This window comes from Geitlerinema calcuttense NRMC-F 0142 (assembly GCF_030285425.1).
The window spans coordinates 16,510-36,993 of record NZ_JASVEJ010000019.1 but is presented as its reverse complement, the minus strand read 5'-3'; the positions used below and the strand labels follow the sequence as shown (position 1 = coordinate 36,993).

15 protein-coding genes are annotated in these 20,484 nt (G+C 50.9%); 12 read left to right on the top strand and 3 right to left on the bottom strand.

Translation table 11 applies throughout. The annotated features are described in order from the left end of the window. Window positions 1-25: 25 nt before the first annotated feature. On the bottom strand, window positions 26-2,542 hold the full coding sequence (locus QQ055_RS05070; RefSeq protein ID WP_284476415.1) for an HlyD family secretion protein: 2,517 nt from the start codon (window positions 2,540-2,542) through the stop codon (window positions 26-28). 159 nt (window positions 2,543-2,701) lie between these two features. On the opposite strand from QQ055_RS05070, the gene QQ055_RS05065 reads away from it, so the two are divergent. The 9 genes from QQ055_RS05065 (at window position 2,702) to QQ055_RS05025 (ending at window position 15,283) form a co-directional block, all read left to right on the top strand. Further along, window positions 2,702-4,414, top strand: coding sequence for a hypothetical protein (locus QQ055_RS05065; protein WP_284476416.1), 1,713 nt, complete (start codon window positions 2,702-2,704; stop codon window positions 4,412-4,414). 294 nt (window positions 4,415-4,708) lie between these two features. Then, window positions 4,709-6,100: a cytochrome P450 gene (locus QQ055_RS05060; protein WP_284476417.1), complete on the top strand. Its 1,392-nt coding sequence runs from the start codon at window positions 4,709-4,711 to the stop codon at window positions 6,098-6,100. 33 nt (window positions 6,101-6,133) lie between these two features. Continuing rightward, window positions 6,134-7,054: a class I SAM-dependent methyltransferase gene (locus tag QQ055_RS05055; RefSeq protein ID WP_284476418.1), complete on the top strand. Its 921-nt coding sequence runs from the start codon at window positions 6,134-6,136 to the stop codon at window positions 7,052-7,054. Window positions 7,055-7,060: 6 nt separating this feature from the next. Next, entirely contained in the window at window positions 7,061-7,843 is a 783-nt protein-coding gene (locus tag QQ055_RS05050) for an SDR family oxidoreductase (protein ID WP_284476419.1), read from the top strand. A gap of 26 nt (window positions 7,844-7,869) precedes the next feature. Beyond that, complete coding sequence (locus QQ055_RS05045) at window positions 7,870-8,622, top strand: SDR family oxidoreductase (RefSeq protein ID WP_284476420.1); 753 nt, start codon at window positions 7,870-7,872, stop codon at window positions 8,620-8,622. 32 nt (window positions 8,623-8,654) lie between these two features. Continuing rightward, window positions 8,655-11,006, top strand: coding sequence for a CaiB/BaiF CoA transferase family protein (locus QQ055_RS05040; RefSeq protein ID WP_284476421.1), 2,352 nt, complete (start codon window positions 8,655-8,657; stop codon window positions 11,004-11,006). 84 nt (window positions 11,007-11,090) lie between these two features. Next, window positions 11,091-11,870, top strand: coding sequence for a sterol desaturase family protein (locus QQ055_RS05035; RefSeq protein WP_284476422.1), 780 nt, complete (start codon window positions 11,091-11,093; stop codon window positions 11,868-11,870). Between the two features lie 297 nt (window positions 11,871-12,167). Beyond that, complete coding sequence (locus QQ055_RS05030) at window positions 12,168-13,682, top strand: hypothetical protein (RefSeq protein ID WP_284476423.1); 1,515 nt, start codon at window positions 12,168-12,170, stop codon at window positions 13,680-13,682. 5 nt (window positions 13,683-13,687) lie between these two features. Next, the gene (locus QQ055_RS05025; RefSeq protein WP_284476424.1) at window positions 13,688-15,283 is read left to right on the top strand and encodes a carboxylesterase/lipase family protein; all 1,596 of its coding nucleotides are present in this window, start codon (window positions 13,688-13,690) and stop codon (window positions 15,281-15,283) included. Here the strand turns inward: QQ055_RS05025 and QQ055_RS05020 are convergent. Both QQ055_RS05020 and QQ055_RS05015 read right to left on the bottom strand, forming a co-directional pair. Further along, window positions 15,260-16,087 (bottom strand): sulfatase-like hydrolase/transferase, encoded by an 828-nt coding sequence (locus tag QQ055_RS05020; RefSeq protein ID WP_284476425.1) that lies wholly within the window; start codon window positions 16,085-16,087, stop codon window positions 15,260-15,262. The genes QQ055_RS05025 and QQ055_RS05020 overlap by 24 nt on opposite strands. 225 nt (window positions 16,088-16,312) lie before the next feature. After that, on the bottom strand, window positions 16,313-17,314 hold the full coding sequence (locus QQ055_RS05015) for a tetratricopeptide repeat protein (RefSeq protein ID WP_283362372.1): 1,002 nt from the start codon (window positions 17,312-17,314) through the stop codon (window positions 16,313-16,315). Window positions 17,315-17,698: 384 nt separating this feature from the next. Here QQ055_RS05015 and QQ055_RS05010 point away from each other — a divergent pair, with 384 nt between their 5' ends. The 3 genes from QQ055_RS05010 to QQ055_RS05000 all read left to right on the top strand — a co-directional run bounded on the left by QQ055_RS05010 (window position 17,699) and on the right by QQ055_RS05000 (window position 20,478). Further along, window positions 17,699-18,526: a PEP-CTERM sorting domain-containing protein gene (locus QQ055_RS05010; RefSeq protein ID WP_284476426.1), complete on the top strand. Its 828-nt coding sequence runs from the start codon at window positions 17,699-17,701 to the stop codon at window positions 18,524-18,526. Window positions 18,527-18,599: 73 nt separating this feature from the next. Continuing rightward, a complete protein-coding gene (locus QQ055_RS05005) occupies window positions 18,600-20,198 on the top strand; it encodes an alkaline phosphatase family protein (protein ID WP_284476427.1) in 1,599 nt (532 codons plus the stop codon). Window positions 20,199-20,205: 7 nt separating this feature from the next. Further along, entirely contained in the window at window positions 20,206-20,478 is a 273-nt protein-coding gene (locus QQ055_RS05000) for a hypothetical protein (protein ID WP_283362375.1), read from the top strand. The last annotated feature ends 6 nt before the right edge of the window (window positions 20,479-20,484 follow it).

Genomic DNA, 20,484 nt, shown 5'->3' with positions numbered 1-20,484 from the left:
CGATGGGTCATAAAAGATTGGCAACTTAGGGAAACCACGACCATACTTCAACCAAAACAAAGCGCAGTAAGGCACGAGAAAACGCCATAATGACGGGCATGGTTCTACCTTGAATTTTGGCGTAGCCCGTCATCCCAGATTTCAAAATATTCTCGGAGTTTGGCAGTTCAACCACAACTTTAACCACTTGTCCGTAAGTCGTTGTCACGGCACTGGGTTCAATGGAAATCACTGAACCAGTTAGGGTTTGCTTGGGATAAGCTAAAAGCTTGACAAAAACTTGACCGTTGAGAGAAATTTCATCCACTTGAAACTCAGGGACTGAAACTTCTCCTCGGATGAAATCTCCGGATTCGGCAATGGCAAAGGTATCTCCTTTTTCTAAATAAGTTCCAATCTTTCGATCCAAGTAAGCAGTGGTCAATTGTCCCCTAAACGGCATAAAAAGCTGACTGCTTTGAATCTGCGTGCCTAAATAGCTCAGTTCTTGTTCTAAACGGCTAATATTTGCTCGCGTGACTTCAATTTCTTGGCGGGCAGCTTCAATATCTTTTGGATTTGTGCCGCTTAAAACTAAATTTAAATTTGCCTGCGCTTCATTCAGTCTTTGACGGGCAGTACCAATGGCTTCTTCGGTTGTAATTTGATTGGCAAGGTCGATATCAGCTTGTCGTTGTTCATCTTCCCATTGTTGTTGAGAAACTACCCCCTCTTGCCATAATTCTCTAAATCTTGTTGCCCGCCTTGCACTGGCTTCGGCTTGAACTTTTTGCGTTTCTAATTGCTTGAGGCTGACATTGAGTTGTTTTTGAGCCACTGCTAATTGTTCCTGCGCGACTTCTACAACTTCTGGTCGGGGTTCGGCGATCAATTTAGCTAAGTTTGCCTGTTGTTTAAGTAAGAGGGCTTGCTGACCTTTAATAGCTTCTTGGGTTGTGTTAAAGCTATTTTGAATATCGGCCGCTTCCATGACGGCAATTACGCTTCCCTTTTCTATCCAAGTTCCATCGCCTCCCCGAAATTTGACTTGACGAATATAACCTTCAATTTCGGCTTGAATTTCTTGTTTTTGCGGCGCGATCAGTTGAATTTCTCCGCCGGTGTGGTATTGGTAAGGCAGAAACAGAAGGGCAATACATCCAGCTATCAAAAATAGGATTAAAAATGATTTGAGGGGGCGAATCCATCGAGTTTTTGATCGCGCTAAATATTGGGGTTCTTGCCGAAAGGGAATGTAAGTTGTTTGTGGCGAGGGTGAAGGGGGGCGAAGTTCGCGAACGGAAGGGGGATTGGAGAGGATTTCTTCTGCGGTGAAGTTCTGTTCGCTAGCGGGTTGTGGCTTGACGCCGAACTTAGCAGTCATCCACACGCACCAAAGGCAAAATAAGGGTAAAATGCTGAGGAATAAAATAACGCCACTACCCCTAAAGTTACGTTGCAGCGAAGCCGCCAGCAGGGTAGCAGAATAGCCGAAAAACACAGTCCAAAATAAAACTGCGATCGCCGCATACACGACTAAACCAATTCTGCCTTTTAAGGTGAGCAAGGGGGGCAATCTTCGCCGATTTAGCATCATTCCCCAGATCCGAAATGCCCGCTGAAGCGAAGTGGCAGGAAGATGAAAAAAGTTAATCATCCAGCCATAACCATCGGATGGCCAAAAGGGGTTTCCAACAATTAACAAGCTGGTAAATGCTGCATGGGCGAGAGTAAGGGAACTTGCGGCTAATTGGGTGCCAGTTCCGCGCGTTGCGTGCCAAATTAATATCCCGCTAGCAATCAGAAAGAGGCGATAGATTAAGGGGGTACCAAAGATCCACACTTGTTTGTAGCGTTGCAGTTTCCAAAACTCAGCTTTGTTAATATAAAAGAAGGGCAAAAAGCCAAATCCTAATGTAATTCCAAATTCTTGGACGGTGGCTCCTTGATAATAGCCAACGGTTCCTTGAAGCAATTTTGTGGTAAAATTGAGAATGAGTAGATTTTTGATAAATTGAAGAATAAAGGGCTTAGGCTCTAATAATAAGACGGTATCTTGCCACAGCAACAAGCGATTGCTCCAGAGGGTAAAGAGCGCGATCGCCAGAAGCGGAAATAGCATCCAAACTCCGACTTTTAGGGCATAATTCCAAGGTCTAAAAAGCCGAGAAGAGAGGTTAAATAAGCGGGCAGGATTAAATAAAGACCAATTTAACTCAAACGAGCGATCGGGAGGCGGCGACTGAACTTGAGAGGCTGACAAGTTCGGGCCGTGCTGGTCTAAGGTTTCCACCAGTCCTAAACTCGAAATTTGCCTCACAAATTGTTGAAAATCCTCTGGGGATAGTGCGGTTGAAAATCGGGCTTGAAAGTCCTCGATGATTTGCGTGGGTGGCGTTATCCCATCGACCGCACAACAGAGAAAATACTCCTCTTCGCCGAATTCAAATGTTTCTCCTGAAGCCGGATTTTTGATTAAATAGCGTTTTGTGGTTTTTCCCTTTTCCGAAATTGGGATAATGACCAAATCTTGACGAAAACGAGCTTGTAATTGCGGGTTCATGGCTCTGAAAACTTAATGTTTTGCAAAGAATCAATCGCCGAATGATGAAGGATTGCAAAATTGGGGGGTGGACAACTTCAGCACTACCCAAAAATCGAATTAAAGCTGTTATAACAGACTCTATTAGGCAAGCACTATCTCGGTGAAGGATGCCCTGAAATGAAGATTGTGAAAATTGCCGCGACCGCCCTATTATCAACTCTGATTGCCTTAGCCTGCGGGCCGGTCGAATCGCAACTGCAAACAGAACCCGGAATAGCACAGCAGCAGACTATGGAAAATCCCACCGTTCCCGGCATGTGGGGAACCACCTCAACCAGCGACCCCACTTCTATCCAATGGCCTCCGCATTGGTATGGGGTGCGAGATTTACGCGCCCAATGGTGGAAAATTCTAGCCGACAGTCCCGACACCTGGCAGTTTGAAAACCATGCCAAAGGCGAACCCCCAGGAAACACCTACTTTCTGTGGCGCTACCACAAACCCGTCCCCTCCGGAACCAAAATCTTAATCGAAGGCGACTTTCCCCACGCCCGCATGATGAACTTTCAAGTTTGCGCCCCTTGGAGTCCCGAACTGCCCTCTATCGGCGACGGAACCGGAATTCCCGAAATCGCTCTCCTCGATGAAGATATCGTACCCGATCCAGGCCATACCAATCCCTTTTTACCTGGAGCCGATCGCAATGCCAGCAAACGCCACTACCATATTACCTTTGAACTGCGCGATGGCAATCCCGTTGCTTTGAATGGAGCGGCAGCCATTCCCCCCTATCGCGCCCCCGGCAATCTGCGTTACGGCTGCACCCAAAGCGGCAAAAACGGCGACCGAGGTCCGTTCATCTGGATGCGAATCTTTTTGCCCGACCATTACGAACCCTACGGTCAAGTTGCCACGCCCGTCATCCGGATTCAGTTTCCCGGTCAACAACCCCAACTCGCCCCCATTACCCGCGAGGTGGAACTCAACATGACCCAAGTCCCTCAACGGTATTCTATCCGAGAAAACCCCGCGATAGAAGAGGGGCGATCGCGCAAAGAGCAAGAATCCTTAGACGCCCTCAAACAATGGGCCCGCGCCAGCCTCGCCCAAGCCGGGAAACCCGGAGATTTTGTCCCCAAAGTCGCCCAAGTCTTTACCCATAGCGACGGAACGCTCAAACTGATTAAATCCTTTGGCACGCCCCTATTCATCGGTTGGTTAAGAAACGCTGACGATCCCGACCACTGTCGCACCACCCTGTTGCAAGCCTATCGCCATCTCTATGGCATGAGTCCAAAACTGCCACCCCCCGCCAACGACGAACACACCAGCGGCCATAACGTCCACATCACCTACCTGTATAGCGCCGCCACCCTCAAACCCGGACGCGTCCTTGTCTTTCGGGGCAAAGCCCCCAAAACCCCGCGCACCTTAGCCGGAAACCCAATTATGGAATCCTCCGAACAACTGCGCTATTGGGGCATTACCTTGCAAACCGGATCGCCCATTAAACTCATTCCCGTGATTGATATCATCGATGAAAATATCGTCATTGATGCCCAAGGCAACTACACCATCGCGATTGGAGCCGAGAGCGATCGCCCCGCCAACGCTTATCCTGAAAATGGCATCACCTGGTTCCCTTGGCCCATTGGCGACTCCCTCGCCGTCAATGTCCGCGTCATGTCCACCAGCACCCAAACCTGGCAACATGCCCCGCAACGAATAACTTGGGAAGATAGCGACTATTGCGACCTCAATAAATTTCCCTACGCCGTCAAACACCGCATGGGCGACTACCACTTTGAAGGGCGCTATCTCCTCAAAGAGCAAGTCGAACGCTGGACTCAAGCCGGTTCGCCTCCCTACCAATTACCTGCCCAATGGTAAACCCACCCCTCAGCACTTAACAAATTGTCAAGAACTATCCCCTTGACTAAACTCAAGCTTGCGTTCATCTTAGAAATGAAGTTGGGCCCTTCTATCTCCCAACCCAACTGTTAGCGCCATCCTGAATTGCTGTCCTAGGTCAAACGCTAACTCAGATTCAGAAATTCCCAAAACCGAGCGAACGCATTGAGTCGTACAATCCCCTTTCATCTGACAATGGGCAGTCAGAGATGAACGGTTGCTTGGACTATTAATACACGCACCCTTATCCCCATCATGCCTTGGAGGGCAAGGATGTTAAGCATACCGCAAACGAGCGATTTGCAGTTGCCGAATTTGCCACCCGGCACGTTTGGTACCCCGATAATTGGTGAAATTCGCGAATTTGCCGCCGATCCGATTGCTTATATGTGGGATCGTTACCGTCGTTATGGCCCCATCTTTAAAACTCACCTTGGGGGTCCCCTAGTCTTTGTCATTGGCCCAGAAGCCAATAAATTTGTGCTGCACGACCGCCCCGACTGCTTTAGCTTTAGCCAAGGGGTAGCCCCATACGTGCGAATTATGTTCGGAGACGAACCCTATTCCCTCAAAGATGGCGAACCCTGGCGACGCTTGCGCCAACTCACCTCTCCGGCCTTTAGTCCAGAAACCCTTGCCTTCACTTTAAACACCATCCGGGTAGCGGGCGAACAGCGCTTGCAAGAGTGGGCAGAACAACCCACCGTCACCTGCTTTCCAGCCATTAAAGCCTTGCTGTTTGAAACCATTTGGGTGTGGTTAACCGGGCAAGCAGAGGACGCCGACCGCAAACAATTGTTGCACAACCTGTATGAGGCCTTTGTCGCCGTTCCCGAAGTCCGCTCTGGCAACTTGGGGGCCGCCAGAGACAGTTCGGTCAAGCGTCTGAGACGGGCTAAACTTGAAGCGGGCGTGCAATTGCAACGACAAATTAACGATCTGATTGCCACCCGCCGCAACCATCTTGGTCAAGATGTTTTAAGCCAGTGGATACAGGTGCGAGATAAAACCGGAGAAGGTCTAAGCGATAAAGAAATTGCCGCCCATACCCTCCTGTTTACCGTTGCCGGATCGGATGCAACGGCGGCGACCTTAACTTGGTTTCTGTATGCCCTTAACCGCCACCCAACGGTGAAAGCCAAAGCCCAAGCCGAGATTGATGCCGTCATTGGCAATCAGCCTTTTACTTGGGAACACCACAGCAAACTCCCTTATTTAAGTTCCGTGTTTAAAGAGGTGGAACGCGTCCATTCGCCCGCCTTTGGAGGAACGCGCAAAATTGTGAAATCCTTTGAATTTAACGGCTATACGGTGCCAGCGGGTTGGAGTTTGCGGATGTGTACCTTTGTCAGCCATCACCTACCGGAGGTGTTTGAACATCCAGAACGGTTTGACCCCGAACGGTTTGCCCCCCCGCGCGAGGAAGATAAACGGACGCAGTTTAGCCTGATTGGATTTGGGGGCGGACAGCGAATTTGTGCGGGTAAGCCTTACGCTATGTTGTTTTTAATGGCACTGGCGGTGAATATCCTCCGGGACTACAACTGGACGGTGCTAGAGGGGCAAGATGTATCGCCGATGCTGCACAACCGCGCCACATTTATTCCGAAAAGCAAGCTGAAGGTGATGTTTTTCCCGCGCGTCAAAACCCAGACGGCTGCTTGAATGCTTGCAGGTTTTTAGAGACTGAGGATTGTAATGAGTTATTCCCCCTCCCTGGCGTTCGATGAAATCGATATTGATACCTCCTATGAGCCGTTTTCCCGCGAACCCGAATATATTGAGGCCAATCGTTTATTGATTGAAGAGTTGCCCCTCCAATCAGTGCAAGGCGTTCTTGACTTGGCCTGCGGTACGGGAACGATGACGGAACTGTTGCTGAAGCGCTGTCTGGCGGAGAACCGTGGGGAACTCCCGCAAGTGGTGGGCGTAGATCTCTCTAGGGAGTCGCTATTGTGGGGTCAAGCCGATTTAGCGGAGATGGGTTTTTTTCAACCCTTAACCCCTCATCAAAGCGGTAGCGTTATTTTGGTGGAGGGAACGGCGGATTGTTTGCCGATTGCAACCCACAGCATTGATTTAGCGATGATGGGCAATGCCATTCATATGGTCGCCAATCGGGAAGCACTCTTTAGCGAAATTGCTCGCGTTTTGCGACCGGGGGGCTATTTTGCCTTTAATACCTCCTTTTATGCCGGGACTTACGTTCCGGGGACCGAACCCATTTATCTGCGTTGGGTGCAAGAAGCGATCGCCTATTTGCAACGTCGCAACGCCGAACTTAAAGCCGCCGGACTCCCCGGTATCGCGCGCCAGCGCGGCCAAGCGGCCCCGGCTTTTTCCACCCATTGGCTCTCAACGCTGGAGTATACCCAAGAGATGGCCGCCCACAACCTCAATGTGCAATGGCAAAACGAGCGGACGGTGATGCTGACACAGCGCAGCTTTGAAACGATTGGTTCCTATGCGGGTTTGGGCAAAGTGCTGTTGAGTGGCTATCCCGTGAAGCTGGCGTGCGAAGCCCTATTTTATGCGGCTGCGCCCACCCTAGCGGCTGAGGGTCTGAGGGAAGTCCCGCGCTACTGGCTGGAAATGGTGGCTCAAAAATCATTGGACTAGTCTGCAATGGACAATACCTGGCTCCGAGGTCATGTCAGTATTATTACCGGGGGTAGCGCCGGGATTGGTCGTGCCACTGCCGAGCAATTGGTGCAAGCTGGGGCAACGGTAGCGATCGTGGGTCGCGATCGCGATCGCCTACAACAAACCGCAGATAGCCTGCAAGCCACGGTACGCGGCTGCACGGTGATGACCTGGGCAGCCGATATTGGTCAAGCCGCAGACATGACCCAAATGGCAGACCAAATCCTGGCGCGTTACGGTCGTATTGACAGCCTGATTGCCGCAGCGGGGATTCTCCGACCGTCAGGGGGGGTTGTGCGGACCCTGCAACAGACGAGCGTTCGGGAATGGGATGAGGTGGTCGATACTAATCTTAAAGGCGTTTTTCTGAGCAATCGCGCCGTTTTGCCCGCGATGATTCGCCAGGGTTCGGGACAGATTATCAATATTTCCTCAACATCCGGTCGTCGCGGTTATGCGTTTGATGCGGCTTACTGTGCCTCCAAGTTTGGCACGATTGGTCTGTCGGAAGCCCTGGCTGAGGAAGTTCGCGACGCGGGGGTGCGCGTGCAGGTGCTTTTACCGGGCGCGATCGCTACTCCCATTTGGCAGCAAAACGGCCCGATTCCGCGACCGGAAAACCTCGTCTCGGTCGAAGAGGTGGCTCGCCTGATTCTGTATTTGGTGATGCTGCCACCCGATACCGTCTGTCTGGAAACCACAATCGAACCGCTACGCAGTCAAAGTCGCCCCAGTTGGATGCAAGCGATCCGGGGTAGCGCCTAAAGATTTACGGTGATGGAGTTTAAACCATGAGACAACCCTTGCACGAAAAAGTCGCAATTGTCACGGGAGGAACGGGCGGTATCGGTCAAGCCACCTGTCGCGCCTTGGCCGCAGCAGGGGCAAACGCGGTGATTGTCGATCGCTGTCTCGACCGGATTGAAGCCTTGCAGGCCGAATTGCTGGGTGCAGAAACCCTAGGCTTGGCCTTGGATGTCGCCCAAGAATCCGATATGGAAGCAATGGCGGCTAAGACGCTAGAACGCTTTGGGCAGATTGATTTTTTAATAACCTGTGCGGGCATTTTACGCGCCCCCGGCACCTCCCCGAAACCTCTATTGCAAGTCTCTGAGGCGGAATGGGATTGCGTGCTTGATATTAACCTCAAAGGCGTGTTTCTCAGCAATCGGGCAGTTCTCCCGGCGATGATCCAACGGCGTAGCGGCACAATTATCAATCTGTCTTCAACGTCAGGCCGCCAAGGCAAAGCCCACGATGCTCCCTACTGTGCCTCAAAATTTGGCGTCATTGGTTTATCGGAATCCTTAGCCGAAGAAGTTCGCCTCCACGGGATTAAGGTGCAGGCGATCCTCCCCGATGCGGTGGATACGCCCCTGTGGGAGCAAAATGGCCCGATTAAACCCGAATACGCCTTACCCGCGACCCAAGTTGCCGATTTGATTGTTTATATGCTAACCCTGCCCACCGATACGATGCTGGTGGCCCCGGTGATTGCCCCTTTCCGCACCCGCAAGCGCCGGACTCAGGCAAATGCAGATTAGCGTTTTCCAACCTTACTCTTTGTTCAGTTGCCATGCACAATCAAGCTAATGCTCTCTCGCATCTTCGCGTCTTGGATCTGAGCCAACGCCTAGCTGGGTCTTACTGTACCAAACTGATGGCGGGTTTTGGGGCAGAGACGATTAAAGTGGAACCGCCCGGTGGCGAACCGATGCGCCATTGTCCGCCCTTTGTTGAGGGTCAACCGGGGACGGAACGGAGTTTACCGTTTCTGTGGTTCAATACGGGGAAAAAAAGCGTTGTTCTTGACCTGAGTGCGGCGGAGGGGAAAGCCCAGTTACAGGACTGGGTGCGACAGGTGGATGTGCTGGTCGAAGATGGGCTGCTCCAAGATTTGGACTTGAATTTAGCACAATTGAATCCGCAACTGATTGTTACTTCCATTTCCAACTTCGGGCAGTCTGGCCCTTACCGAGATTATCAGGCTGAAGAGATTACCCTCTACGCGATGAGCGGGTTGATGTATGGGACGGGCGATCCGCATCAAGCCCCTTTGGCAGGAGGCCCCGCGATCGCTCATTTGAGTGCGGGGATGAAAGCCTATATTGCCACGCTGATGGCCGATTATCGTCGGGAAATTACCGGAGAAGGCGATCGCATTGAGGTGTCGATTCAAGAAGCGGCGATGGATAATATTGAAATTGCGATCGCTGAATATCTTCACCTCGGCAAAGTTGCCAAGCGCAGCAACGACGAACACGCCCTCGTCCCTTGGCGCACGTTTCCCTGCAAAGACGGTCATGCAGCAATTATGGGCGGGCCGATCCGTCATTGGCTTAAAGGGGCAGAAATTTTTGAATCACCCGAACTGGTTGGCCCCCAATATGCCCACATGGAGGGGCGCATTCGCTACCGCGAGGAGGTGCGCCAATTGATGGCCCCCTGGTTGTTACAGCACGGGAAACAGGAGATTTTCCACGCCGGACAAGCCCGCAAACTCGCTTGGGGCTATCTGGCAACCCTACAGGAGGTTTTGGAGTCTCCCCAACTCCAGGCCCGCCAGTTCTTTCTCGATACCGAACATCCCGAACTGGGCAAATATCCAATGGTGGGCGCGCCGTTTCGCCCCAGTAAAACCCCGTGGCAGCAAGTTCGCGCCCCTTTGTTGGGAGAAAACACTTTCACTGCGGCCCAACCGCGCCAGCGCCCCCAAACCTCTGCCGCAGTTAGGCCGCAACCCCTGCAAGGGATTCGGATTGTTGATTTTACCCACGACTGGGCGGGTCCCCATGCGACGCGCTTGCTCGCTGACTATGGCGCGCAGACGATTAAAATTGAGTATCCTCCTCGCCTTGATGGAATGCGCGGCGCTTATTTAGACCGTAAAAATCGGCACCCGCGCTGGTGGCAGATGAATCGCAATAAGGCTTCTATTACTTTGGATTTGCACCAACCCGAACAGGTGGAGGCAGCCAAGGAGTTAATCCGCCAATCGGATATTGTGGTAGATAATTCGCGTCCGGGGGTGATGGCAGGTTGGGGGTTAGGCTATGAGGTGCTTAAAGAGTTGCGCCCGGATATTATTTTGGTGTCGATGTCGGCGTTTGGCGCAACGGGGCCGGAGTCGCAATACGCTGGCTATGGCGGCTGTATTGAGGCGCTGAGTGGTTTGCAGGGCTTAACGGCCTATAGTCGTCAAGGCGATGCCATGCGCGTCCGCGAAATGGATGTCACCAATGGGATTATGGGCGCTTGTGCGGCGATGACGGCGCTGATTTATCGCCAGCAGACGGGGGAAGGTCAATGGGTGGATTTGTCTCAGCGCGAAGCTTGTACTTGGTTGATGGGGGAGCATTTACTGGAATTTATCCTCAATGGTACGCAGACGCTCCCTATCGGCAACCGCCACCCGGTCTATAATCAGGGGTGTTACCGGGCGCTGGGCGAAGACCGCTGGCTGGTGCTGACCTTGCGTTCGGATGAGGAGTGGCAGCGGTTTTGTCAGGTTTGCGGACATCCGGAATGGTCGGACGATTCTCGGTTTCAGAGTCGGCGCGATCGCCATCAGCATCACGACGAACTCGATCTGCTGATTGAATCTTGGACGAGTACCCAAACGGCCCAAGCGGCGATGCAACAGTTGCAGGCGGCCCGGTTGGCGGCGGGTATGGTGCAAGATGTTAGCACGCTGGCTCAAGATGAGCATTTACAGCAGCGCCAATGGTTCCAAACGGCGATCGCAGAAGGCGGAACCTATCCGGGGTTTCCTTTCCGCTTTGCCAAGGGGGGCGGAATTTTGCACCGTCGAGGCCCGGATTTGGGGGCAGATAATCAGGCTATTCTTTGCGATTTGCTGGGCAAACCGGCTTCTTTTTTACCCGCTCTTGATGATGAGTATTTAGGAACGGCTTTTGATTTGGAATAAGGATAAAAAGGGAGGGAATGATTGTAAGTTCAACCTCAAAATCTTCTAATTTCCCTGTTGCTGTATTTCCTAGGCAGAAAAATCGTGTTAACTAGATTAATCTACGCTTTTGTTATTTTTTTTGTCATCTTCACTCCGCTAGAACTCCTGTTTCCCTTGCATTCGCAAAAGTTCTTCCGACGGGGCTGGTGGGCGGATTTTCTTCACTTTTTTGTGACGCGAATTTTTGTCAATCTCTGTTTGGCGATCGCTATCTTTTTTCTGCTCCCAGTTTTAGATCAATTAATTAATCCCAATATCCAAAATCTGATTGCCGCTCAACCCTTTGTTTTGCAATTAACAATTGCCGTTTTTGTACAAGAACTTGGCGCTTATTTTGCCCATCGTCTTTTACATACTGTACCTTTTTTATGGAAATTTCACGCCATTCATCACAGTAGTGAAGAAATTGATTGGCTTTCAGCCGCCCGCTTGCATCCTTTAGATCAAACTTTTACTCGAATTTGTGGTTTTATCCCCTTATATATTCTTGGATTTACAAAAGAAATTTTGGGTTTATATATCATTGTCGTCACCTTTAACGCGATCTTCATTCATGCCAATGTTCGCTTCAAATTTGGTCCGTTAAAGTGGATAATCGCCACCCCTGAATTTCATCGCTGGCATCATGTTAACGATCCAACCGTTTATACCAAAAATCTGGCTGGTACCTTTCCCGTCATTGATTTAATCTTCGGGACGCTTTATTTACCTAAAGATAAATTCCCTACTCAATATGGAATTGGCGAACCTATATCCGACCAGTATCTGCCTCAGTTGATTCATCCTTTCTGGAAAAACGAAAATCTTCAGATCGATCGATAATGAATCCTCTTATTTTATCGAATTTATAGCAACTGCCAAGGCAATTAGAACATCGATTGATAAACAGATGTTCTACTGGAACGTCTTCCCCCAAATCCGCTTTTTCTAATCGATATGTCCGCTGCCTGATTGACTGACAAAACTACTGTCAGTTGGGTTAGTGTTAGCACAATCTAACAGCAGCCAAAGCTGGGTTGAGATCCAAAACTCAACCCAACCCAATTATCCTTTTGTCAGTCAACCAAATTCGCTGCTATAAGACGCAAATAATCAATTATTATCTAGGTAAAACCTTCAATGAAACTCGTCAAGAATAGCCTAAAATTCTGCGTATTAACCCTTTCCCTTAGTCTTGCCAGTCTAGTCTTTCAGGGAGTAGCAAAAGCCGCCTCTCCCTATCGTCTTGGCTATACCTTTTTGAACCCAAACCCGGCAGCCAATGACTTTTTTGGAATTTCCGTAGCTGGCGTTGGCAATAACGTCCTAATTGGAGCCTTTCAAGACGACACAAACGCCCTAGATGCTGGGGCGGCTTACCTATTTGATGGCAATCCCACAAGTCCTACCTTTGGACAATTATTAATGACCTTTCAAAGTCCGAATCCCGCAGTTTCTGGAAACTTTGGAGGGTCAGTTGCCAGCGTGGGGAATAACATCCTGATTGGCGAATCCTTCCGCCATGCGACCTTAGCACAGGGACAACCAGGACGCGCCTATTTATTCGATGGCACCCCTCAGAGTTCCACCTTCGGCGATCTCTTAATGACCTTCCAAGCGCCCATCCCCAGACCTTTTGATTTTACAGGCTTTTCCGTGGCGGGTATGGGCAATAACGTCTTGATTGGAGCCTTTGGTAACAACATAGGAGCGCCCCTGGCTGGGGCAGCCTACCTGTTTGATGGCGATCGCGCTAGTCCCACCTTTGGCGAGCTACTAACCACCTTTAACAACCCAAATCCCGGCGCTGGGGATAGGTTTGGCGTCGCTGTTGCCAGCGTCGGCAAAAACGTGCTGATTGGCTCTTTTCGCGATGATGTTGGGGGAGTCGATGCAGGAGCAGCTTACTTGTTTGATGGCGATCGCACCAGTCCCACCTTCGGTCAACTGCTGCTCTCCCTATCTAACCCTCATCCGTCGCCTACCGATGCTTGGGGGCAAAATGACGAATTTGGTCATTCAGTGGCGAGCGTGGGCAACAATTGCTTAGTAGGAGCGTTTCGCGAAGATATTGGAGCCTTAAACGTCGGGCGAGCCTACCTGTATGATTGCAACCCCAGCAGCCCCACCTTTGGCAGTCTGCTGACCCAGTTTCAGAACTTTTACCCCTATGACTATGGTTGGGGCGACTTGGGCGAAAACTTCGGCTTTTCCCTAGCGAGTATCGGTCACTACGCCTTAATTGGCGCTTGGCGAGAGCTAGCAGGCGCAGCATTAGCAGGTGCTGTCTATGTCTACGATGCTAACCCCACCAGTCCCCAATTCGGGCAACTTGTGGGGGCCTTTTTTAATCCCAACCCCACCGCCTTTGGCTCCTTTGGCACCTCCATTGCCGTAATGGGGCAAAACATTGTCATCGGTGCCATTGGCGAACAGGGGGGCAGCGGCGCGGCGTTTTTATTTGCACCAACAGCAAATTTCACGTCCTTAAGACTCGCTTCCCAACCGCCATCATCAGTGCCCGAACCCGCGCCCGCTCTAGCAACATTGCTCCTAGGGAGTGCAGTTTTGGGAAACAAAGCTCGACAGCGCCGGAACCAAACCCCAGAAAAGGGGTCAACATCTGACCAGGGCCACAGTCAAGCTAGAGTGTAGCTAAGATGAAGCGAGCAATGGCGATCGCCACCATCAGTTTCTGGCTGCTTGCGGGTGGGAGTGCAGCCCCAATGAACCCTCCCGTATCCACCCCGTCTGGCCCGATTGTGGGCGAAGTGCAGAACGGCGTCAAGCGCTATCTCGGCATTCCCTACGCCATGCCTCCCGTCGGCGAGAGACGCTGGCGCGAACCCATTCCGGCTCAACCTTGGCAAGAACCCCGCCTCGCCACAACGTTTGGCCCGGCTTGTCCCCAACCCCAGCGCGATTTTGTCCGCCTGACGGGGCGCATGGACGAAGACTGTTTAACCCTGAATATTTGGACGCCCGCCCTCGAAAAAACCGATTCCCTCCCGGTGATGGTGTGGTTGCATGGTGGCGGGTTTCTGGTGGGTTCGAGTTCAGAGGCCCTGTATGACGGAAGTTCGCTAGCGCAAAAGGGCGTAGTGGTGGTGACACTCAATTATCGCCTAGGCGCTTTGGGATTTCTGGCGCATCCAGCCCTCACGGCTGAGTCTCCCCATGCCAGTTCGGGCAATTATGGCTTGATGGATCAGATTTTAGCCCTGAAGTGGGTGCGCGACCATATTCGGGAATTTGGGGGCAATCCGAAAAATGTGACGATTTTCGGTCAGTCGGCGGGTGCAGTCAGCGTGACGACGTTGATGACATCGCCGTTGGCTGAAGGATTATTTCAACGCGCGATCGCCCAAAGTGGTAGCGTCCCCAATCGCCTCAGATGTTTGTCTGCTTCTCGTCCCAATTTACCCAGTTTGGAATCCGTTGGCGAAGCCTTTGCCCAAAGGTTGGGGGGTTCCCCGGAACTGCGCCGCCAACCCTGGCAAAAGGTAGTGAAGGTTTGGGAAACCACCCTAGAAGAGACGCCCTTTGATAGCGATATGGCGGGTTCGGGGACGCTGAACCATCTGAGTATAGATGGCTATCTCATCCCCGAATTGCCGGGAACTGCGTTCGCCCTCGGTCGCCAGCAGCGCGTTCCGTTCCTGACGGGGACGGTTGCCGATGAGGGGGCGGTGTTTGCCTATAATCTGAGAATTAATACCCTGAGCGCCTATACTCGGTTTTTGAATCAAGTCTTTGGCTCAACCTTAGCCCAGCAATATTGGGCGCTGTATCCCGCACGCGATCATCCTTCGGCCCGTCAAGCAATCCGAACTTTAATTAGCGACCTGTTTGTGCTGGATATGAAAACAATGGCGATGCAAATGGCCGCCGTTCAGCCGCAAACCTATGTCTATCAGTTTGACCGGGTAAGTCGGGGCAATGCCAGAAGCGGTTTAGGGAGTTTTCACGGGATTGAGTTGCGCTATGTCTTTGGGACATTGCCGGAAAACCAGGGATTTGAACGCGAGGATGAGTGGCTGTCTCAACGGATGGCAGAGTATTGGACGCAATTTGCCCGCACGGGAAACCCGAACGGGAGTGGCGCATCGTGGCCGCCGTTTAATGCTAAGAGCGATCGCTATCAGCTTTTAAGCAGCCGCATTCAAACCGATCGAAACCTGCGACGACAGTCCGTAGAGCGTTTGGCAGCTTTGCGTCAGGCTTCTACGCCCTCATTGTGCGATCCGGCCCTCTAAAAAAGGGACTTCAAAGCACTTTTCATGCATCACCGGGCCATGTCCAAAAAAGCCATCTTCGCCAAATAGCTCCCCGTGATCTGCGGTGACAATAATATGGGTGTTATCCGGGCATTTGTCAAAGAGCTTGCCCAATAAACCATCGACATATTCCACGCAAGCAATTTGCTGTTTGTGCAAGCGTTGCATTTCCTGGGGGTCGAAAAATTCTGGGTTTGATGCGGGTGCGCCAGCCAGTAAATATTCATCCATGTGCTTAAATACCCCATGCACCCCAGAAATATGCGGTAAATTTTCTCCCGATAGCATATAGGGATAATGGGTTTCTCCCAAATTGAAGAAATAACAGCGCGGCTCGTCCTCCTCAAATTCGACTTCTTCCACCATTGAGGCAAAGTCATTATGATTGGCCATCAATTTGTAGTCGTCAAAATATTGGTTGATGTTGGTAAATTGATTGAGGACGGGCATGGAAACCCTGGCAATCGTTTCATAACCCAATTCTTGGAGAACTTTGGGCAGGGATAGCTGAGGCACAAAGGTTTTAAACGATAAGTCGGGAATCCCCAGACGTTCTACCCATTTGCTAAATTCTTGCTTGTAGACTTCTGAGGCAAACACCCCGCGCGGGTTGGTATGAGGAATCATACCCATTAATAGCGCGTAATGGGATGGTGATGTCCAAGACGCGTAGCTATAGCGGCGCATTCCTAAACCCAGTCGATCCATATTGGGGGTTAAAGCGGCTTGATAGCTATCGTAGCGACAGCTATCCATGACGATGTACACCAGATGATTTGGCATGACAATAAGGGCAAACCTTGCTTGCAGCATGAGGTGTAGAGATGCGAGCAAACCTCTCTACTTGATTGACTGACACTCACTACTGAAAGTCCTATGCTGTTGTAGGTTAGCGTTAGCCTAACCCAACCGCAGCCAGGGTTGGGTTTCGGACCTCAACCTACGCGACTATCTGGATTGTCAGTCAACTCGCATCTCTACAGCAATATCTCGAATGAATCAATCTTGTTAAAACTTAGGCTGCTCTAATACAGCGTTCGCGGAGGAGCGATAGCTTTCTAATAACTCTTCCCAGCGGTCTTGTTCTTCTAAGGCTTGTAAGTCGGCAATATCTTCGTCGGGAATTAGACCATCTGAAGACCCCAGGAGCGTTGCAGCGCGGTATTCCTCGGCAGCTTCTTTGACTAAGCCTTGGCGAGTGTAAACATCTCCAAATAATTTGTGTTTTCGGGGAGCGTAAAGTTTATTTTCGGGGAGTTGGCGCAAAAGGGCGATCGCCTCTTGCAATTCGTTTTCTTCAATTAAGGATTCTGCCAAGCCAAATTTAACGGCAAACTTAATAGCCGGAATTTTGGGATCGAGTTGATCGGCGGTTTCAAAGGCGTTTCTGGCTTTGGTGTAATTCTTTTGTTCGAGATAAATGCTGCCAAGCTGGAGATAGCTAACGGGTACCTCAGAGCTAATATTAATGGCGGCTTTTAATTCTGAGATGGCGGCTTGCAAGTTCCCTTGTTTTTTCAAGGCGCTGGCTAACATTAAGCGAGCCATCATCATCTGCGGGTTGAGGCGCAAGGCTTGACGGAATTGCTGAATGGCCGTGTCATATTTCTGTTGCTTGATATAAACTTGGCCGAGTCCGACTGCTGCTACAGTCGCCATTGTTGATTGCGGATCGAGGTTGAGTGCGGTTTCAAAGCATTCTATGGCTTTTTCATAATTTTCTTGTCGGGTATAAGCACCTCCCGCTCTTAACGGTGCCATTGGCAAGAGCGGATCGAGCTGCATCACCGCTTCAAAGTGAGTTAAGGCTTCGGGATAACGCTGTTGGCGAAATAATAAGTTACCGACGGCGAGGTGAGCCACAACGGATTCTGGATTGACTTGAATGGCTGTTTCAAAGGCGCTCAAGGCTTCATCGAAACGTCCTTCTTTGGCTAGGGTCATGCCTAGCTTCAATTGGTCTTGCTCGCTCGTCCCTAAGCGCTTAATGCTTGGCGTGAAAGTGTTCACAGCAAGTCTCCCTATAGAGTTATGGGTTGAAGATTTAATGACTCATTCGTTGCACAACAATCGGGCTAACCCACGCATCGCTCAAAAAAATGAGTAGCCCTCAGATCGAACGGCTCTTGATACAGTGCAACCTTGTCTCTGCATACTGGCACACAGAATCGGACTCGTCAACTTCACGTAAAATTTATATATAAATTTATTAAAACTGCTAAGTTGCTCAGTAGAAACGCTGGATTTTCAGTATACTGATGAAAACTGCGATGGGGCCGCAGTGCAAGTCAGCCACAACTTGCGGGCGAAATTGGGCAGAAATCGGCAATTTCGGCAAAGAACTCACAACAATTTAATCTAGCTTTACAGCCGAAGGGCTGAGAAGGAGCTGTTATGCAATTCAGACCCATCGCGATCGCGCTTGGAACGGCCTTAACAGTTCTGGGCAGTGCGATCGAGCCGTCTGCGGCTGCAATTCTCGTTCGGGGTGGAGTGACGCAAATTATTGGACCCGGACTGGGAGCCGTTGAGTTTACTCCCGAATCTGGCGATCCGTCTCAGCCGGGGGTAGACCCGGTTCGAGATATTGGCAATAATGATTTTTCAGGCCCCGATGAAAATCAAAATCAAGTGGGTCTAGAACTCGTTAGATTTGATGCCGTTGCGCCCATTGATATTGAATTTGTGGCCTTTAACGTCTGGCAAGGCGGTACAGAATATCTGTTCAAAGAAACCGTTCTGAATAATACAGGATTGAACTGGGGCAAATTTAGCATTCAACTTGGGTTCGGGACGGGACGAAATTTTATTCAATCCAGTTTGCGCGATCGCCTCGACTTTGATGTCGTCAATGCTGTTGGTCAGGTGTTTCCCTTCGGCTTAGAACTCGCAGATCTTCCCCTAGAAAAAACACCTACCCCAACTTCAACCGCCTTTGCTCAACTCGATCGTCAGGCCAATCTTCTGCAATGGCAAAATGGCAAAGTCCGTCAGGGCCAAAGCGTTGATTTTAGTTTCTCCCTTGACCTTCCTAACCTGAGTGCGCTAAACCAGAATGAAATCCCGCAAGCAAATTGGTTGCTCGACGACCAGGGGCAAATTGTCGGCTACAAATTTACCTTGCGGCAATCCCCCCATGCAGTGCCAGAACCCTCTGCTGTCTTGAGTCTGATCGGCATTGGTCTTCTCAGCGTGGGGCGTATTAGGAAGCAGAAACACTAATCTTCTCAATCGGCGAATCGATTTGGAGCATTTGTAGCAACGCTTAACTTAATATTGCGTTAATCCAATCATCATGACCCGAACTTTATTTATCGGCTTAGATGGTGCAACCTTTACGGTGTTAGATGAAATGGTGCGCGACCAACCGGGCGTTGGCGTCACCATGCCCTTTCTCAAGCACTTTATGGAAACGGGAGTGCGATCGCCATTGCGCTCAACCCCCAATCCCCTGACGCCGCCTGCTTGGGTTTCAATTATGACCGGAAGAACGCCGGGAAATCACGGGGTTTTTGACTTTATTCGCGCCGAAGAGCAAGGAGAAGAGGTCTACTTTACCCTCTACGATGCTCGCGACATCCAAACCGAAACCGTTTGGTCAATGGCAAGTCGGCAAAATCGCACCGTGGTGGCGCTCAATTTTCCAATTACAGCTCCCCCGCGTCCGATTGCAGGCTCCTTGGTTCCGGGGTTTGTTCCGTGGAAACATCTGCGTCGCAATGTCACGCCGCCAGAGTTGTTTAATCGTCTCAAAAATATTCCCCAATTTGACCCCAAGGAATTAGCCTGGGATTTTGAGCGAGAAAAGCAAGCCCTAGAGTTCATGAGCGAGGACGAGACTGAAGAGTGGGTGCGCTACCACCTTCCGCGCGAGGAACAGTGGTTTCGGATTGCTCAGACCCTATTGCAAGAAGACCGTCCCGATTTGATGGCCGTGATGTTTGATGGCGTCGATAAGATTCAGCATCAGGCTTGGCGCTTTCTCGATCCGAAGTTGCTGTCAGAGAACCCTTCAGCCTGGGAACGGCGAATGTGTAACTTATGTTTGGAATATTTCCGACAGTTGGACGGTTACATAAGAGCGTTGGTGACATTAGCCGGCCCGGATGTTCAGGTGTTTATGGCCTCGGATCATGGCTTTACCCAGACGATAGAGGTCGTGCGAATTAACACCTTTTTGCATGAAAAAGGCTATTTGACTTGGAAAGCCTCGGAACGCAGCGAGGCCGCTAAACGCCGGGAGGCGAGCAACTTTGCGGATGTGGATTGGGAAAAAACCCTCGCCTACTGTCGCACGCCTTCGAGCAATGGGATTACGATTCGGGTGGCGCATCAACCGGGGGAACCGGGAATTGCTCCCGATGAGTACGATCGGTTTCGCGATCGCCTGATTCAAGATTTAGAAAGTCTGCGAGATGAAGCGACGGGGGAACGCATCATTCAACAGATTCTCAAGCGCGAAGATTGTTTTCCCGGTACTTGCATGAAAGATGCACCGGATTTAACCCTCGTTTTACGAGACTACGGGTTTGTGTCTATTCGCAATCTTCAGCCTGTGGTGGTTCCGCGCGAGGTGCCGGCCGGAACGCATCACCCCGATGGGATCTTTTTGGCCAATGGGCCGGGAATTCAACGCGGTTTGCAGGTCGAACGGCGCAATATCGTAGATGTGGCCGCGACTTGGTTATATAGCTTAGGTTTGCCCATTCCAGAAGATTTAGAAGGACAAGTCCCGGAAAGCTTCTTTACTCCAGAGTACCTGCAAGCTCACCCCATTCGCCGAGGCCCGCCCACCCAAGGCGCGAGCGATCGCCCCGACGCTATCCCGGAAATGTGCGATCGCGATAAGGAACTGATTCTCGCTCAACTCCAAATGCTGGGCTATATGGAGTAACTAGACTGTGGATCGCCGACTTCAGCCGTTAAATATTCACTCCAAAATTCACTTAGAAGCCCATGAAGAACAGCTCGAACGGTTTCGCAGTATTAAGGTGCTTAAACTCAAAATTAAGTGGATGGAAGCTCTGACGCAACAGGCACAGACGCAACTGCAAGAACTCGAGCAAGATCCTTCCCCAGACGTTGGTTTGATGGACGGCGAACTCGATGCGATTCTTCCCCACTCGGATTTGCACCCCCTAGAAGAACCTACACCTGACGATTTGGGATTGTGAATGCTC

Excerpts from the sequence above, each read along its gene's own strand:
- QQ055_RS05070 (WP_284476415.1), bottom strand. The coding sequence starts at position 2,542 with ATGAACCCGCAATTACAAGCTCGTTTTCGTCAAGATTTGGTCATTATC.
- QQ055_RS05065 (WP_284476416.1), top strand. The coding sequence starts at position 2,702 with ATGAAGATTGTGAAAATTGCCGCGACCGCCCTATTATCAACTCTGATT.
- QQ055_RS05060 (WP_284476417.1), top strand. The coding sequence starts at position 4,709 with ATGTTAAGCATACCGCAAACGAGCGATTTGCAGTTGCCGAATTTGCCA.
- QQ055_RS05055 (WP_284476418.1), top strand. The coding sequence starts at position 6,134 with ATGAGTTATTCCCCCTCCCTGGCGTTCGATGAAATCGATATTGATACC.
- QQ055_RS05050 (WP_284476419.1), top strand. The coding sequence starts at position 7,061 with ATGGACAATACCTGGCTCCGAGGTCATGTCAGTATTATTACCGGGGGT.
- QQ055_RS05045 (WP_284476420.1), top strand. The coding sequence starts at position 7,870 with ATGAGACAACCCTTGCACGAAAAAGTCGCAATTGTCACGGGAGGAACG.
- QQ055_RS05040 (WP_284476421.1), top strand. The coding sequence starts at position 8,655 with ATGCACAATCAAGCTAATGCTCTCTCGCATCTTCGCGTCTTGGATCTG.
- QQ055_RS05030 (WP_284476423.1), top strand. The coding sequence starts at position 12,168 with ATGAAACTCGTCAAGAATAGCCTAAAATTCTGCGTATTAACCCTTTCC.
- QQ055_RS05025 (WP_284476424.1), top strand. The coding sequence starts at position 13,688 with ATGAAGCGAGCAATGGCGATCGCCACCATCAGTTTCTGGCTGCTTGCG.
- QQ055_RS05020 (WP_284476425.1), bottom strand. The coding sequence starts at position 16,087 with ATGCCAAATCATCTGGTGTACATCGTCATGGATAGCTGTCGCTACGAT.
- QQ055_RS05010 (WP_284476426.1), top strand. The coding sequence starts at position 17,699 with ATGCAATTCAGACCCATCGCGATCGCGCTTGGAACGGCCTTAACAGTT.
- QQ055_RS05005 (WP_284476427.1), top strand. The coding sequence starts at position 18,600 with ATGACCCGAACTTTATTTATCGGCTTAGATGGTGCAACCTTTACGGTG.